The sequence below is a fragment of the Pedococcus sp. P2_E2 genome, assembly GCF_056403955.1.
Genome location: NZ_JBFUEM010000001.1, coordinates 191,252 through 204,948, shown reverse-complemented (window position 1 = coordinate 204,948; position 13,697 = coordinate 191,252). Strand labels below are relative to the sequence as shown.

11 protein-coding genes are annotated in these 13,697 nt (G+C 68.9%); 1 reads left to right on the top strand and 10 read right to left on the bottom strand.

All coding sequences use genetic code 11. The features are described from left to right. Positions 1–9 precede the first annotated feature (9 nt). From AC1DWR_RS00910 to AC1DWR_RS00870, 9 genes are all read right to left on the bottom strand, one after another. A complete protein-coding gene (locus AC1DWR_RS00910; RefSeq protein ID WP_477615535.1) occupies positions 10–1,389 on the bottom strand; it encodes an aldehyde dehydrogenase family protein in 1,380 nt (459 codons plus the stop codon). Further along, the gene (locus AC1DWR_RS00905; protein WP_477623320.1) at positions 1,386–2,753 is read right to left on the bottom strand and encodes a glutamine synthetase family protein; all 1,368 of its coding nucleotides are present in this window, start codon (positions 2,751–2,753) and stop codon (positions 1,386–1,388) included. Before AC1DWR_RS00905 ends, AC1DWR_RS00910 begins: the two co-directional genes overlap by 4 nt. Before the next feature lie 19 nt (positions 2,754–2,772). Next, complete coding sequence (locus AC1DWR_RS00900) at positions 2,773–3,495, bottom strand: FadR/GntR family transcriptional regulator (protein ID WP_477615537.1); 723 nt, start codon at positions 3,493–3,495, stop codon at positions 2,773–2,775. Positions 3,496–3,553: 58 nt separating this feature from the next. Next, positions 3,554–6,022, bottom strand: a complete 2,469-nt coding sequence (locus tag AC1DWR_RS00895; RefSeq protein WP_477623319.1) for a GcvT family protein — start codon at positions 6,020–6,022, stop codon at positions 3,554–3,556. Beyond that, the gene (locus AC1DWR_RS00890; RefSeq protein ID WP_477623318.1) at positions 6,019–6,951 is read right to left on the bottom strand and encodes a phosphotransferase; all 933 of its coding nucleotides are present in this window, start codon (positions 6,949–6,951) and stop codon (positions 6,019–6,021) included. Before AC1DWR_RS00890 ends, AC1DWR_RS00895 begins: the two co-directional genes overlap by 4 nt. After that, the gene (locus tag AC1DWR_RS00885) at positions 6,948–8,537 is read right to left on the bottom strand and encodes an amino acid permease (protein ID WP_477623317.1); all 1,590 of its coding nucleotides are present in this window, start codon (positions 8,535–8,537) and stop codon (positions 6,948–6,950) included. Before AC1DWR_RS00885 ends, AC1DWR_RS00890 begins: the two co-directional genes overlap by 4 nt. Positions 8,538–8,639: 102 nt before the next feature. Further along, positions 8,640–9,749 carry a branched-chain amino acid aminotransferase gene (locus AC1DWR_RS00880; RefSeq protein WP_477615541.1) on the bottom strand — a complete coding sequence of 370 codons (1,110 nt, stop codon included), beginning with the start codon at positions 9,747–9,749 and terminating at the stop codon, positions 8,640–8,642. A 103-nt stretch (positions 9,750–9,852) separates the two neighbouring features. Beyond that, a complete protein-coding gene (locus AC1DWR_RS00875) occupies positions 9,853–10,920 on the bottom strand; it encodes a 3-isopropylmalate dehydrogenase (RefSeq protein WP_477623316.1) in 1,068 nt (355 codons plus the stop codon). Positions 10,921–11,044: 124 nt separating this feature from the next. Beyond that, positions 11,045–11,134 carry a 3-isopropylmalate dehydrogenase gene (locus AC1DWR_RS00870; protein WP_477615543.1) on the bottom strand — a complete coding sequence of 30 codons (90 nt, stop codon included), beginning with the start codon at positions 11,132–11,134 and terminating at the stop codon, positions 11,045–11,047. A 329-nt stretch (positions 11,135–11,463) separates the two neighbouring features. Between AC1DWR_RS00870 and AC1DWR_RS00865 the strand changes: the two genes are divergently transcribed. Next, on the top strand, positions 11,464–12,000 hold the full coding sequence (locus AC1DWR_RS00865) for a GNAT family N-acetyltransferase (protein ID WP_477623315.1): 537 nt from the start codon (positions 11,464–11,466) through the stop codon (positions 11,998–12,000). Between the two features lie 108 nt (positions 12,001–12,108). Here AC1DWR_RS00865 and serA read toward each other — a convergent pair whose 3' ends face one another. After that, positions 12,109–13,692 carry a phosphoglycerate dehydrogenase gene (gene serA, locus AC1DWR_RS00860; RefSeq protein WP_477623314.1) on the bottom strand — a complete coding sequence of 528 codons (1,584 nt, stop codon included), beginning with the start codon at positions 13,690–13,692 and terminating at the stop codon, positions 12,109–12,111. Positions 13,693–13,697: the final 5 nt, after the last annotated feature.

Sequence of the window (13,697 nt, the reverse complement as noted above, 5' to 3'; positions counted from 1 at the left end):
AGTGTCCTCTCAGCTGTCAGTGGAGATGAAGACGTTCTTGACCTCGCTGAACGAGTCGAGGGCGTCCGGTCCGAGCTCCCGGCCGAGGCCGGACTGCTTGAAGCCCCCGAAGGGGGTGGAGTACCGCACGCTGCTGTGCGAGTTGACCGACAGGTTGCCGGCCTCGACCCCGCGCGCCACCCGCAGCGCCCGACCCACGTCGCGCGTCCAGATCGAGCCGGACAGCCCGTATGCCGTGTCGTTCGCCTTCGCGACCGCGTCGGCCTCGTCGTCGAACGGCATCACGGCGACCACCGGCCCGAAGACCTCTTCCTGCCAGACGCGGTCTGTCGTGGCTCGGGGCAGGACGACCGTTGGCGGGTACCAGTAGCCGGCGCCTTCGGGCGCCCCACCCCGGAAGGCAACCTCGACCGGCTCGGGCGACTCCTCGACATACGACCGGACGGTCTCGCGCTGACCGGCGCTGATGAGCGGACCCATCTCGGTGCCCTCGTCGCCGGGTGCGGCGACCACGACCCCGGCCACGGCCGGCTCGAACAGCTCCATGAACCTGTCGAACACGCTGCGCTGCACCAGGATCCGGCTCCGTGCGCAGCAGTCCTGGCCGGCGTTGTCGAAGACGCCATACGGGGCCGTGGCTGCAGCCTTCTCGAGGTCGCTGTCGGCGAAGACGATGTTGGCGCTCTTGCCACCGAGCTCCAGGGTGATCCGCTTGACCCGGTCGGCCGCGCCACGCATGATCCGCTGCCCCACGGCGGTCGATCCCGTGAAGCAGATCTTGCGCACCGCGGGGTGCGTGACGAACCGCTCGCCCACGACCGACCCCTTGCCCGCGACCACCGTGAACACGCCCTCGGGCAGTCCAGCCTCGAGGGCCAGCTCACCGAGTCGCAGAGCCGTCAGCGGGGTGAGCTCTGCGGGCTTGAGCACCACCGTGTTCCCGGCTGCCAGCGCCGGGGCGAATCCCCACCCGGCGATGGGCATCGGGAAGTTCCACGGCACGATGATCCCGACCGTCCCCAAAGGTTCCTTGAAGGTCACGTCGATTCCGCCCGCGACGGGGATCTGCCTGCCGAAGTGGCGTTCGGGTGCGGCGGAGTAGTACGTCAGGACGTCGCGGACGTTGCCTGCCTCCCAGCGCGCGTTGCCGATGGTGTGGCCGGCGTTGGCCACCTCCAGCCGGGCCAGCTCCTCGAGGTGGTCGTCCACGACCTCCGCGAACCTGCGCAGCAGCCGGCCCCGGTCGGCTGGAGCCAGGGCGCGCCAGGCGGGGCCGGCAGCCTCTGCTGCGGCGATCGCCGCGTCGGCGTCCTCGACCGAGGCCAGGCTGACCTCCGTCACCACCGCCTCTGTTGCGGGGTTGAGAACCTCGTGGATCGTCGCGCTCACAGCCGCTCGAACCCCCGGACCCGCTCCCAGTCGGTGACCGCCGCGTTGAACGCGGTGAGCTCGATCTTGGCGGCGTGGGCATAGTGCTCGACCACGTCGTCCCCCAGCGCGGCTCGGGCGACGGGCGAGGCGAGGAACAGCTCACGCGCCTCGCTGAGCAGCGAGGGCACGCGCTCCTTGTCGGAGGCATAGGCGTTGCCGCCGAACGCCGGCTCGAGCGGGAGCTCCTCGCGTATGCCGTGCAGCCCGGCGGCGAGCATGCCCGCCACCGCGAGGTAGGGGTTCACGTCGCCCCCGGGGACCCGGTTCTCGACGCGGAGCCCGGCACCGTGCCCGACGACCCGCAGCGCGCAGGTCCGGTTGTCCGTGCCCCAGGCGATGGCCGTGGGCGCAAAGGAACCGGGCTGGAACCGCTTGTAGGAGTTGATGTTCGGTGCGTAGAGCAGGGTGAAGTCCCGCATGGTGGCCTGGATGCCTGCGACGAAGTGCTCGAAGACGAGTGAGCGTCCACCCTCGCGGTCCTCGTCGGCGAAGACCGTTTCCCCACCGAGCCCTCGCAGTGACAGGTGGATGTGGCAGGAGTTGCCCTCGCGCTCGTCGAACTTGGCCATGAAGGTCAGCGACTGCCCGTGCTTGGCGGCGAGCTCCTTGGCAGCCGTCTTGTAGACGACGTGGTTGTCGCAGGTCCGCAGCACCTCGTCGTAGAGGAAGGCGATCTCGTGCTGTCCGGGGTTGCACTCGCCCTTCGCGCTCTCCACGGTCACGCCCGCGGCATACATCTCGTTGCGGATCTCGCGCAGCAGCGGCTCGACCTTGGTGCCGCCGAGGATCGAGTAGTCCACGTTGTAGCGGTTGGCGCCGGTCATGCCCTGGTAGCGCCGGTCCCAGCCCTGCTCGAAGCTCTCCTCGAACACGATGAACTCGAGCTCGGTGCCGGTGAGGGCCACGAAGCCGAGCTCGGCGGCCGCGTCGACCTGGGCCTTGAGCACCGACCGTGGTGACGGGCGCACCGGCCCGCTGCCGTCGAGCCAGGACAGGTCGCACTGGACGGTGGCCGAGTAGGGCTGACCTGGCGTGCGCCGCAGGGTCGACAGGTCGAGGTCGAACATCATGTCGCCGTAACCGCGTTCCCAGGAGCTGATCGCGTAGCCGTCGACGGTGTTCATGTCGACGTCCACGGCGAGCAGGTAGTTGCACCCCTCGGTGCCGTGCCCGAGGACCGAGTCGAGGAAGAACTGGCTGTGGATCCGCTTGCCCTGCAACCGTCCTTGCATGTCCGTGAAGGCCACGATGATCGTGTCGATGGTGCCCGCGGCGATGTCCGCCTTGAGCTCGTCGACGGTGAGCTGGGGTGGTGTGGTCATGGCGTCTCCCTGTCCTGCCTCAGCCCAGCAACCCGCGCAGCAGGGCTGCCGTGGCGTCACAGTGCTCTTCCATGGTGGCCCGGGCAGTGTCGGCGTCCCCGCCGAGGACTGCCGCGACGATGGCCTCGTGCTGGTCGTTGGAGTGGGCGATGTTGAGGGGCAGCACCGGGATCGCGGTCAGCAGCTCGTGCAGCGCGGACTGGGCGCGGGTGACGGCCTCGATGAGCATCGGCGAACCGGAGAGGGTCGCGATGGCCAGGTGGAAGCGGCTGTCGGCCAGCCGGTGGGCGGCGTTGTCCGGAGCCTCGCGCGCCGCTTTGGCGCTCTCGATCAACCAGGCCCGCTGATCGGCGGCCAGCGCCTTGGTGGCCGCCAGGGCGGCAGCGCCCGGCTCGACCACCCGCCGGAAGTCGATCGCGTCGGCCAGCGCCGCACCCGTGCGGACCGGCGTTGCGCCGGTCCCCGGCTCGAGTCCGGCGTAGGTGATCACGGTGCCACCACCGCGGCCGCGCCGCGTCGTGACGAGCCCGGACTCGCGCAGCGCCGCGATCGCCTCGCGGAGCGTGTTGCGGCTGACGCCGAGGCGCTCCGCGAGCTCGCGTTCGGGGGGAAGCTGGTCGCCGTCGGTGAAGACCCCCAGCCGGATGGCTGTCGCGAGCTGCTCGACGGTCGACTCGAACGCGTTGCCCGATGCAGGCCGCAGCACGACGTGCGGCAGGGACGTCTGCGGGGCGGGACTCACGTTCAGATCCAATACCCCCCATCGGGTCGCGTCAATGGTCTGCGAAAGAACCATTTCGTCACCTCGCCGTCTCGCGCGCGAGCCTCAGCCCGTCGGGGTCGAACGGCGGACGCAGGCCCACCGCCACGGCGTAGCGCTTCCCCGCGAGGTCGATCTCGTAGCTGCCGCTGCGCAGCCAGTCAGCGGTGGCGCTGCCCGTGGCCCGGTCGCCCACGAGGGCCAGTCCGACCCCGCTCCGCAGGCTGGCGCCCCAGGCGGCGCTGGTGACCTGGCCGACCGGTTCGCCGTCGCGCAGCACGAGCTCGCCACCCCACGGGTAGGCCGCGGGGTCGTCGACCACGAACGAGACGATCCGGCGGGCCGGAGGCACCAGCCGCGACTGCTCGACGGCCGCACGACCCAGGAAGTCGATGTCGGTCCGGAGCTTGCACGCGAAGGTGAGACCAGCGACGACCGGCCCGGTCTCCGTCGTCAGCTCGCGGCCAAAGGCGCGGTAGCCCTTCTCCAGCCGCATCGACTCGATCGTGGAGTAGCCGGCCGGCACGACCCCCAGGTCGCTGCCCGCGTCGAACAGGTCCTCGTAGACGCCGGCGGCGAGATCGGCGGGGACGTAGAGCTCCCAGCCCAGCTCACCGACATACGTGATTCGAGTCGCCCGCACCGTCGCCTGCCCGACCCTGACCTCCCTGCTGGTCGCAAAGGGGAACGACGCGTCGTCGAACACATCGGGCGACAACCGTTGCAGCAGCTCACGGGACCGTGGTCCCATGACGCCGAGCACGGCATACGCACTCGTGAGGTCGACGACGTGCGCCGACGCGTCGGGCGGGAAGTGACGGCGCATCCAGTCGATGTCTCGGACCGTCGTCGCGGCGCTGCTCACCACGAAGAACTCGTCGGCGGCAGTCCTGGTGACCGTCACGTCGGACTCGTAGGTGCCACGCGAGTTGAGCATCCCCGTGTAGACCGAGCGACCAACGGGCACACCCACATCGGCGGTGCAGACCCACTGGAGGGCGCGCTCGGCCCCGGCCCCGACCACGAGGTACTTCGAGAAGGAGGTCTGGTCGAAGACGGCTACCGCCTCCCGCGTCGCCAGCTGCTCGGCGACCGACCAGTCGACCCACGCGGGACGCTCCCAGGAGTAGTCGATGACAGGCGGGACACCATGGGGCGCAAAGACATTCGGTCGCTCCCAGTTGTTCCGACTCCCCAGGCAGGCACCCTGGGCGACGACCAGGTCGTGGACGGGTGAACGGCGCAGCGGTCGCCCTGTCTCGAGCTCACGGTTGGGCCAGGGCACTGCATAGTGGAGCCCCAACACCTCGCCCACGCGGCGGCGCAGCCAGTCGTTGTTGGCCGCCAACGGGGAGAACCTGCGGATGTCGGCGCTGATCAGGTCGGTGGTCGGCTCGCCTTCGACGATCCACTCCGCGAGCGCCCGACCGGCACCGCCCGCCGACGCGATCCCCACTGAGTTGAAGCCCGCCGCGACGAAGAAGCCGGCCAGCTCGGGCGCCTCGCCGATGATGAACTGGTTGTCGGGGGTGAAGCTCTCCGGCCCGTTGTAGAACTTGCGGATCCCCGTCTCCGCGAGCACAGGCAGCCGGTGGACGGCGCTGTCCATGAGGACCTCGAAGTGCTCCCAGTCCTCCTCCAACAGGGCGAACTCGAAGGGGTAGGGGATCTGGTCCGGGGGTACCCACGGCTTGGCCACCGGCTCGAACCCGCCCACGAGGAGACCCCCGACCTCCTCCTTGACGTAGGTGTAGCCGTCGGGGTCGCGCAGGATCGGCAGGTCACGGTGCACCCCCTCGATCTGCTCGGTCACGACGTAGAAGTGCTCGGCGGAGTGCAGCGGCACGGTGACCCCGACCAGCTCCCCCACGGCCTTGGCCCACTGGCCGGCACAGTTGACGACGACCTCCGCCTCGACGTCTCCCTCGTCGGTCCGCACGCCCGTGGCACGGCCGCCCTTCGTCAGCACGTCCGTGACGCGCACCCGTTCAGCGATGTGCACCCCACGCATCCGCGCGCCCTTCGCCAGGGCCTGGGTGAGGTCCGTCGGGTCCGCTCTCCCGTCACCCGGGAGCCAGATCGCACCGACCAGGTCCCCGGCGCGCATGAGCGGGTAGCGCTCGTGCGCCTGCCCCGCGGTGAGCAGCTCACAGTCCAGGTCGTATGCCGCGGCGCTGGCAGCCGTGCGCCGCAGCGCCACCATCCGCTCCTCGGTGCGGGCCACGGTGAGCCCGCCGCAGACGCGGTATCCCGTGCCGAGACCCGTCTCCGCCTCGAGGCGCGAGTACAGGTCCGTCGAGTACTGCACGAGTCGCGTGCTCGCCTCAGTGGCCCGCAGCTGGCCGACCAGCCCCGCAGCGTGCCACGTCGTGCCGCACGAGAGCGAACCCTGTTCGACGAGCAGCACATCGGTCCAGCCGAGATGGGCCAGGTGGTAGGCGACGCTGCACCCGATCACCCCGCCGCCGATGATGACGACCCTGGCCCGCTCCGGCAGCTGCTCGCTCACCTCGAGTCGCCTGTCACGTCGCCGGACACCGCAGTGGTGGCGGCATCGATGAGCTCGTCGAGCCGCGCGCTCGTGAAGAGCGCCGCAGCGAGGTTGTGGCGCTCGAGGGCGAAGTCCCAGAAGTCGTGTTCCACATCGGACACGCCGTGCTGGATCGCTCCCCAGAGGGTCCACGCGTAGCGGCCGGCGAGGCCCCACAGCTCCGCTCGTGCCAACAGCCGCTCGTCCACCGACCCGTAGTAGGAGTCGACCAGCTCCACGAGGTGCTCATGGTCGAGCTGCGACTCGTTGACCAGGTTTCCCAGCTCGAAGGAGGCCTCGTTGGTGCCGGAGTACTCGTAGTCGACGATGCGGATGCTGCCGCCGTCGTCCAGGAAGTTGGCCGCCAGCAGGTCGTTGTGGCACGGGACACGGGGTTCTGGGAACCGGCGCAGCGCGGCCTCGACCCGCGCAGCCACGTCGCGCAGCTCGGCATACCCGTCGGGGACGCGCAGTCCTCGCTGGGTGACGATGCCCCAGTAGCGACGCTGGATGTCGAAGATGTCGAAGTCGGAGGCGAAGGGTGGCCCGGCGTGGAGCAGGCGAAGCGCAGCGGCGATCCGCCGCAGGTTGGACGCGACGTCGCTCGCGGCATACGTCCGCCCCGGGAGGAAGCCGACGACGAGCACCCCCTGTCCCGGGAGGTAGTCGACGACGGGAGCGCCGACTCCGGCCAGCGCCGCGGCGCGGCTGTTGAGCCACTCGTGTTCGCGGTTGACGGCCAACAGGTCCGTCGTGGGCGGCGAGATCCGGACGACGACGTCCTGCGTCGCCGTCCGGACCCGGTAGTTGTGGTTGGTCAGCCCACCGGGCAGCTCACTCACCTCCCGATCGCCCGCAAGGGCAGGGAGCTGGGCGAGCGCCTGGTCGAGGGTGACCCCGTGGCTCACTCGCCGAAGGCCTCGACGACCGCCTGGTCGATGGTGTGCTTCGGGCCCTTGAACCACTTGCGGGCCGAGACCTGCCACCACACGGCGAGCACGATCAGCGACCCGATCGTCAGGATCGGTGCGTAGTTGACGAACTTCCAGTCGAAGTCGTCCGTGAACGGCACCCCGGCGGGGACGAACGGCATGATGAAGTACACCGAGATGAACGCGATCTCGATAACTGCGATGAGGTTCATCCACTTGTACTTCGCACCGTTGTTCCAGCTGCCTGGCTGGAAGGAGTCACCCATCCGCCACCTCAGCCAGATGGGGATGAGGAACGCGAGGTAGAGGCCGATCACCGCCACCGAGACGACGGCGTAGAAGGCCACCGGCACGATGAGGGGCTTGTCGGCAGTGCCGATGTTGACCTCCTTGAGAGCCGGCAGGGTGATCAGCGCGGCCACCACGGCTACCAGCATGACCGCGTTGGCCGGGACCTTGTTGGCAGAGAGCGAGGACCACAGCCGCGAGCCCGGGATCGCACCGTCGCGGCTGAACGCGAACGTCATGCGCGAGGCACTGGTCATGCAGGACGTCGTGCAGAAGAACTGGCCGATCGCGGAGATGAGCAGGATCGCGGTGGCCCACTTGGAGCTCATCGCGTTCGTGAAGATGTAGGCCACGCCCCCGCCGCCGACGCCGGCGTTGTCCGGCGCACCGTCCTTGTCGGGCACGGCGAACAGGAAGCACAGCAACAGGATCCAGCCACCGATGGCCGAGTAGAAGATGGACTGCCAGATCCCCTTGGCGGCTGCCTGTGAGGCGGCAGAGGTCTCCTCCGAGAGGTGGGCCGAGGCGTCGAACCCGGTGATCGTGTACTGCGTGAGCAGCAGCCCGAAGGGCACCACGAGGAACCAGTACTTCACCGAGCTGTTCGAGCCTCCGCTGTAGCCCGAGTTGTTGAACCGCTCGGTGAAGACGTAGGAGAAGCTCTGGTGGTGGTCAGGCACGAGGATGAGGATCAGGATGACGATTGCCGCACCGACGACGTGCCACCAGACCGAGACGTTGTTCATCAGTGCCATCAGGTGGCCGCTGAAGATGTTGAGCACGGAGGCGAGCACCAGGACGATGAGGAAGGTCCAGAACACCCTCGTCAACGAGTAGCTGCCGGCGTAGCTCTCGGAGAACGTGCTGAGGGTCAGGTCGATGAAGGTCGCACACCCGTAGGCCACCGAGGCCGTGACGGCCACGAGACCGATCAGGTTGAGCCAGCCCGTGAAGAAGCCGGCCCGCGCGCCGCCCATCTTGCTGGCCCACCAGTAGATGCCGCCGGAGGTCGGGTAGGCCGACACGAGCTCGGACATGGTGAAACCGATGATGAGGATGAACAGCGACACGATGGGCCAGCCCCACGAGATCGCAATCGGGCCACCGTTGTTGAAGCCCTGGCCGAACGTCGTGAAGCAGCCCGCGAGGATCGAGATGATGGAGAACGAGATCGCAAAGTTGGAGAAGCCCGACCACGACCGGTTGAGCTCCTGCTTGTAGCCGAGTTCCGCCAACCGGCGTTCGTCGTCCGAGAGTTTGCTGACGCTGGCCATACGGGCTCCTAGTCTTCGGTGCGAAGTGGAGCCGATATTTCACCCACGAGACTCACCCTGTCAATGGTCCAATCACAAACCATTGACTAGTCACCCGACGGGTCAGACGAGGCGCGTCAACCAGCCGTGGGTGTCCTCGGTGCGGCCGTACTGGATGTCGAGGAGCCGCTCACGGATCGTGCGGGTCACCTCGCCGTAGTCGACGCCGCCCCGGTGGTCGCAGGAGCCGCCTGCCCAGCGCAGCTCGCCCACAGGCGTGATGACGGCCGCGGTGCCGCAGGCGAAGATCTCGACGATCTCCCCGCTGGCCGCTCCGTCCTTCCACTCCTGGATCGGGATGCGTCGCTCCTCGGGCTCCAGCCCCATCTCCTTGGCGAGCGCGAGCACGGAGGAACGCGTGACACCCTCGAGGATCGAGCCGGTGAGCTCTGGCGTGATGAGCTTGTTGTCCTTGGTCACGAAGAACAGGTTCATGCCGCCGAGCTCCTCGACGAAGGTGTGCGTCGACGCATCGAGGAACACCGCCTGGTCGCAACCGTTCTCGATTCCTTCGAGCTGGCCCGCGAGGCTCGAGGCGTAGTTGCCGCCACACTTCGCCGCGCCGGTGCCGCCCTCGCCGGCGCGCGCGTAGTCGGTCGAGAGCCACAGGGTGACCGGCTTGATGCCGCCGCTGAAGTAGGCGCCGGCCGGGGAGGCGATGACCGAGTAGGTCACCTCGGTCGCGGGTCGCACCCCGAGGAAGGCCTCCGAGGCGTACATGAAGGGCCGCAGGTAGAGGCTCGACTCACCACTGGTACCGGAGGGCACCCAGGCCTGGTCGACCTCGACCAGTGCCCGCAGCGAGGCGAGGAAGTCCTCCTCGGGCAGCTCGGGCAGCGTCATCCGACGGGCACTGCGCCGCATCCGCTGGGCGTTCGCCTCCGGGCGGAAGGTCCAGATCGACCCGTCCGCGTGCCGGTAGGCCTTCATGCCCTCGAAGATCTCCTGGGCATAGTGCAGCACCGCGGCCGACGGCATCAGGGTGATGGGTCCGTAGGCCGTGACCTTGCCCTCGCTCCACCCCTCGCCCTTGCGCCACACGGCGGTGACCATGTGGTCGGTGAACGTGGTGCCGAACCCCGGGTTGGCCAGTACTGCCTCGCGCTCCGCGTCCGGCCGCGGGTCGGTGCGACGGGTGACCTCGAAGGTCAGCGGGGCGGTGGTCTGGCTCATGAAGTCCTCCTGGGTGTCGCCCCCGTCAGGGCGGGGCTGCTCCTGCCGAGATTACCTGTCCGGCACACCACCCGGGCAGGAGACGTCGGATGCAGCCGGTGACCTACAGGAGGGACGCGATGGCGTCGCCGACCTGGGTCGTGCTGCGTACGGCGCTCCCCCGCGTCGCGAGGTCGGCGGCGACCGCGCGTTCGACCCTGGCGGCTTCGTCGGTGCGCCCCAGGTGCTCGAGCAGCATGCCGACGGACAGGATGGTGGCGGTCGGGTCGGCCTTGCCCTGACCTGCGATGTCGGGTGCGGACCCGTGGACGGGCTCGAACATGCTCGGTGCCGTGCGGTCAGGGTTGATGTTGGCGCTGGCGGCGAGGCCGATCCCGCCGACGATGGCGGCCGCGATGTCGGTGATGATGTCGCCGAACAGGTTGTCGGTGACGATCACGTCGAACCGACCGGGGTCGGTGGCCAGGAAGATTGTGGCCGCGTCGACGTGCTGGTAGGCCGTCGTGACCTCGGGGAACTCGGCGCCCACCTCGTCGACGGTGCGCCGCCACAGGTGACCGGCGTGGGTCAGCACGTTGTGCTTGTGCACGAGGGTGAGGTGCTTGCGGGGGCGGGCCTGCGCGCGGGCGAACGCGTCGCGGACGACCCGCTCGACGCCGAATCGGGTGTTGACGCTGACCTCGGTCGCGATCTCGTACGGGGTGCCCGCGCGCAACGAACCACCGTTGCCCACGTAGGGGCCCTCGGTGCCCTCACGGACCACCACGAAGTCGATGCCGCCGGGCGCCACGCGTTCCACGGCCAGCGGGCTCAGGACGCCGGGGTACAGCCTGGCGGGACGAAGGTTGACGTACTGCTCGAGGGCGAAGCGCAGCGGCAGGAGCACACCGCGCTCGAGCACGCCGCTGGGGACGGTCGGGTCGCCGATCGCCCCGAGGAGGATCGCGTCGTGGCCGCGGAGCTCCTCGAGCACCGAGTCGGGCAGGGTCTCGCCCGTGGCGTGCCACCGACGGGCGCCCAGGTCGTACTCGGTGGTGTGGAACTTGGTCCCCGTGCCGGCAGTGACCGTTTCGAGGGCCTTGATGCCCTCCGCCACGACCTCCGGACCGATCCCGTCGCCGCCGATGACGGCGAGGTTGACGGTGTCGTTGCCAGTGCTGTCGGGAGCCATGTCTCCAGCCTAAAGACGGTCTTGCGATCTGATACTGGTGTCTCACCTGACGAACGGCCCCGGGCGGGTGCCCGAAGCCGTTCGTCGTCGCACCCAGATGGTGCGGTGGATCATGCCTGCGACGTCAGTCGTCGGAGTGACCCTGCTCGCGCAGGTCCATCGACTCCTGCAGTGCCTGACGTGCCTTCTCAGCCTCTTCGCTCATGTCACTCATTCCTTTGCGGATGCCCCTGTGTCCCAACAGGGTTCGGGTTTGTCTGGGTTCTCGGTGTCTCGCTGGGCGCTCTCCGGTTAACGGGGCGCCACTGTCAGCCACGCACGCGGGATCTCCGCGGCGAGTGGGCTGACTACCGGAACTCGCCGCGGCGGATAAGAATTACGACCTGCCGCGTCATGTCTTCGAGGTTACGTGGACGTCCAACTAAACGACACCCGTTTCCCACGCAGTGAGACACGTCTGGACGTGAGCGCCGCCACAGTGCTTCCCCTCAACCTCTGACGCACTGCCGCGTCGCGGACGATGCCAGTGCCTAGGGTGACGAGGTGCTGCCCGACGACTACTCCCTGCGCCCACTCTCGCTCGACGACTCCGCCGCCCTCGCGGCCGCCTACACCCGCAACCGCGAACATCTTCGGCCGGCGCCGGTCAGGCCGGACGCGTTCTTCACCGAGGAGGGCCAGCGCGAGGCGATCCGCGACCGACTGCGCCAGGTCGAGCTCGACCTGTTCGACGCCTGGCTGTTGTGGCACGGTGACGAGGTCGTCGGGACAGCGACCCTCCAGAACATCGTGAGGGGGGCCATGTACGGGGCGGACGTGGGGTACTGGATCGACCACGCCCACCTGCGCCGCGGCCTTGCCGTGGCCGCGCTCGAGTTCCTGATCCAGCGAGCACGGGACCTGGACCTGCACCGACTCGGGGCAGGCACGAACGTCTCGAACCTCGCCTCTCAGCGAGTGCTGCGTCGATGCGGTTTCGAGGAGTGCGGCCGGATCCCGGCCTTCCTGTACCTCGACGGAGAGTGGCGCGACAACATCATGTTCAACCTGGTGCTCCACGACGACCCACCGCCGGTCTGAGCCTGCACACCGACCATGCCCAGACACAGGTATGCCGGCTGGTCCCCACAGCGGGGACCAGCCGGCATACCTGGTGGTTGTCCTTTCGCGCCGTGCGGCGCGGACGGTTCAGCTCAGGTCGACGACACTCACGTCGGCACCGACCTCGCTGGCGATCGCGGCGAGGACGTCAGCGGGGATGCTGCTGTCGACGGTGAGCGCAACCAGGGCCTGGCCACCCTTCTCGTTGCGGGCCACCTGCATCCCGGCGATGTTGACGTCGGCGTCGCCCAGCAGCCGGCCGACGGTGCCGATGACGCCGGGACGGTCGACGTAGGTGAAGAAGGCGAGGTGCTCGGTGAGCGGCACCTCGATTTCGAAGCCGTTGACGCCCACGATCTTCTCGATCAGGCGCGGGCCGGTGAGCGTGCCGGCGACGCTGATCGTCGCACCGTCCGCCAGGGTCCCTCGCAGGATCGTGACGTTGCGGAAGTCCTGCATCGTCGGGTCCGTGAGCAGGCGCACCTCGCACCCACGCTGCTCGGCGAGCAGGGGCGCGTTGACATAGGTCACCGGGTCCTCGGTCACGTCGGTGAACAGGCCCTTGAGCGCGGCCAGCTTCCAGATCGACACGTCGTGCTGGGTGATCTCCCCCTGGACGTCGACGTCCAGCTGCACCGGCACCGAGCCGGCGAGCGAGGTGAAGATGCGCCCGAGCTTCTCGACGAGGGCGATGCCGGGCCGCACCTCCTCGGGCACCACACCACCGGACACGTTGACCGCGTCGGGGACGAGGTCGCCGCCGAGAGCGAGCCGCACGGACTTCGCGACGGAGACGCCTGCCTTCTCCTGGGCCTCGTCGGTCGAGGCGCCGAGGTGCGGCGTGACGACCACGGACTCGTGCTCGAACAGCGGGCTCTGGGTCGTGGGCTCGGTGGCGAAGACGTCGATGCCCGCCCCGGCCACCCGGCCCTCGCGGAGCGCCTCGGCCAGGGCCTCCTCGTCGACGATGCCCCCGCGGGCTGCGTTGATGATGCGCACGGTGGGCTTGACCTTCGTCAGGGCCTCCTTGCCGATCAGGCCCACGGTTTCCGCGTTCTTGGGCAGGTGCACGGTGATGAAGTCGCTCTGCTCGAGCAGCTCGTCGAGGGTGACCAGCTGGGCGCCGAGCTGACCGGCGCGCTGGGCCGAGACGTAGGGGTCGTAGGCCAGGATCTCCATGCCGAAGCCCTTGAGACGCTCGGCGACGAGCTGGCCGATACGACCGAACCCGACGACGCCGACCTTCTTGTCGAGCAGCTCGACGCCGCCGTACTTGCTGCGCTTCCAGGCGCCCTCCTTGAGGGCCTGGTTGGCGGGGGCGATGTTGCGGGCCGTGGACAGCAGCAGACCGACCGCGAGCTCAGCCGCTGACGTGATGTTGGAGGTCGGGGCGTTGACGACCATGACACCGGCCTGGGTGGCGGCCGGCACGTCGACGTTGTCGAGGCCGACGCCCGCTCGCGCGATCACCTTGAGGTTCTTGGCGGCGGCGATGGCCTCGGCGTCCATCTTCGTGGCGGAACGGATGAGGACCGCGTCGACGTCGGCGAGAGCCGGGAGGAGGGCCTCGCGGGAGGCGCCGTCGACGTGGCGCACCTCGAAGTCGGGCCCTAGGGCGTCGAGGGTGGCGGGCGAGAGTTCCTCGGCGATCAGCACGATCGGCTTGCTCACGTGTC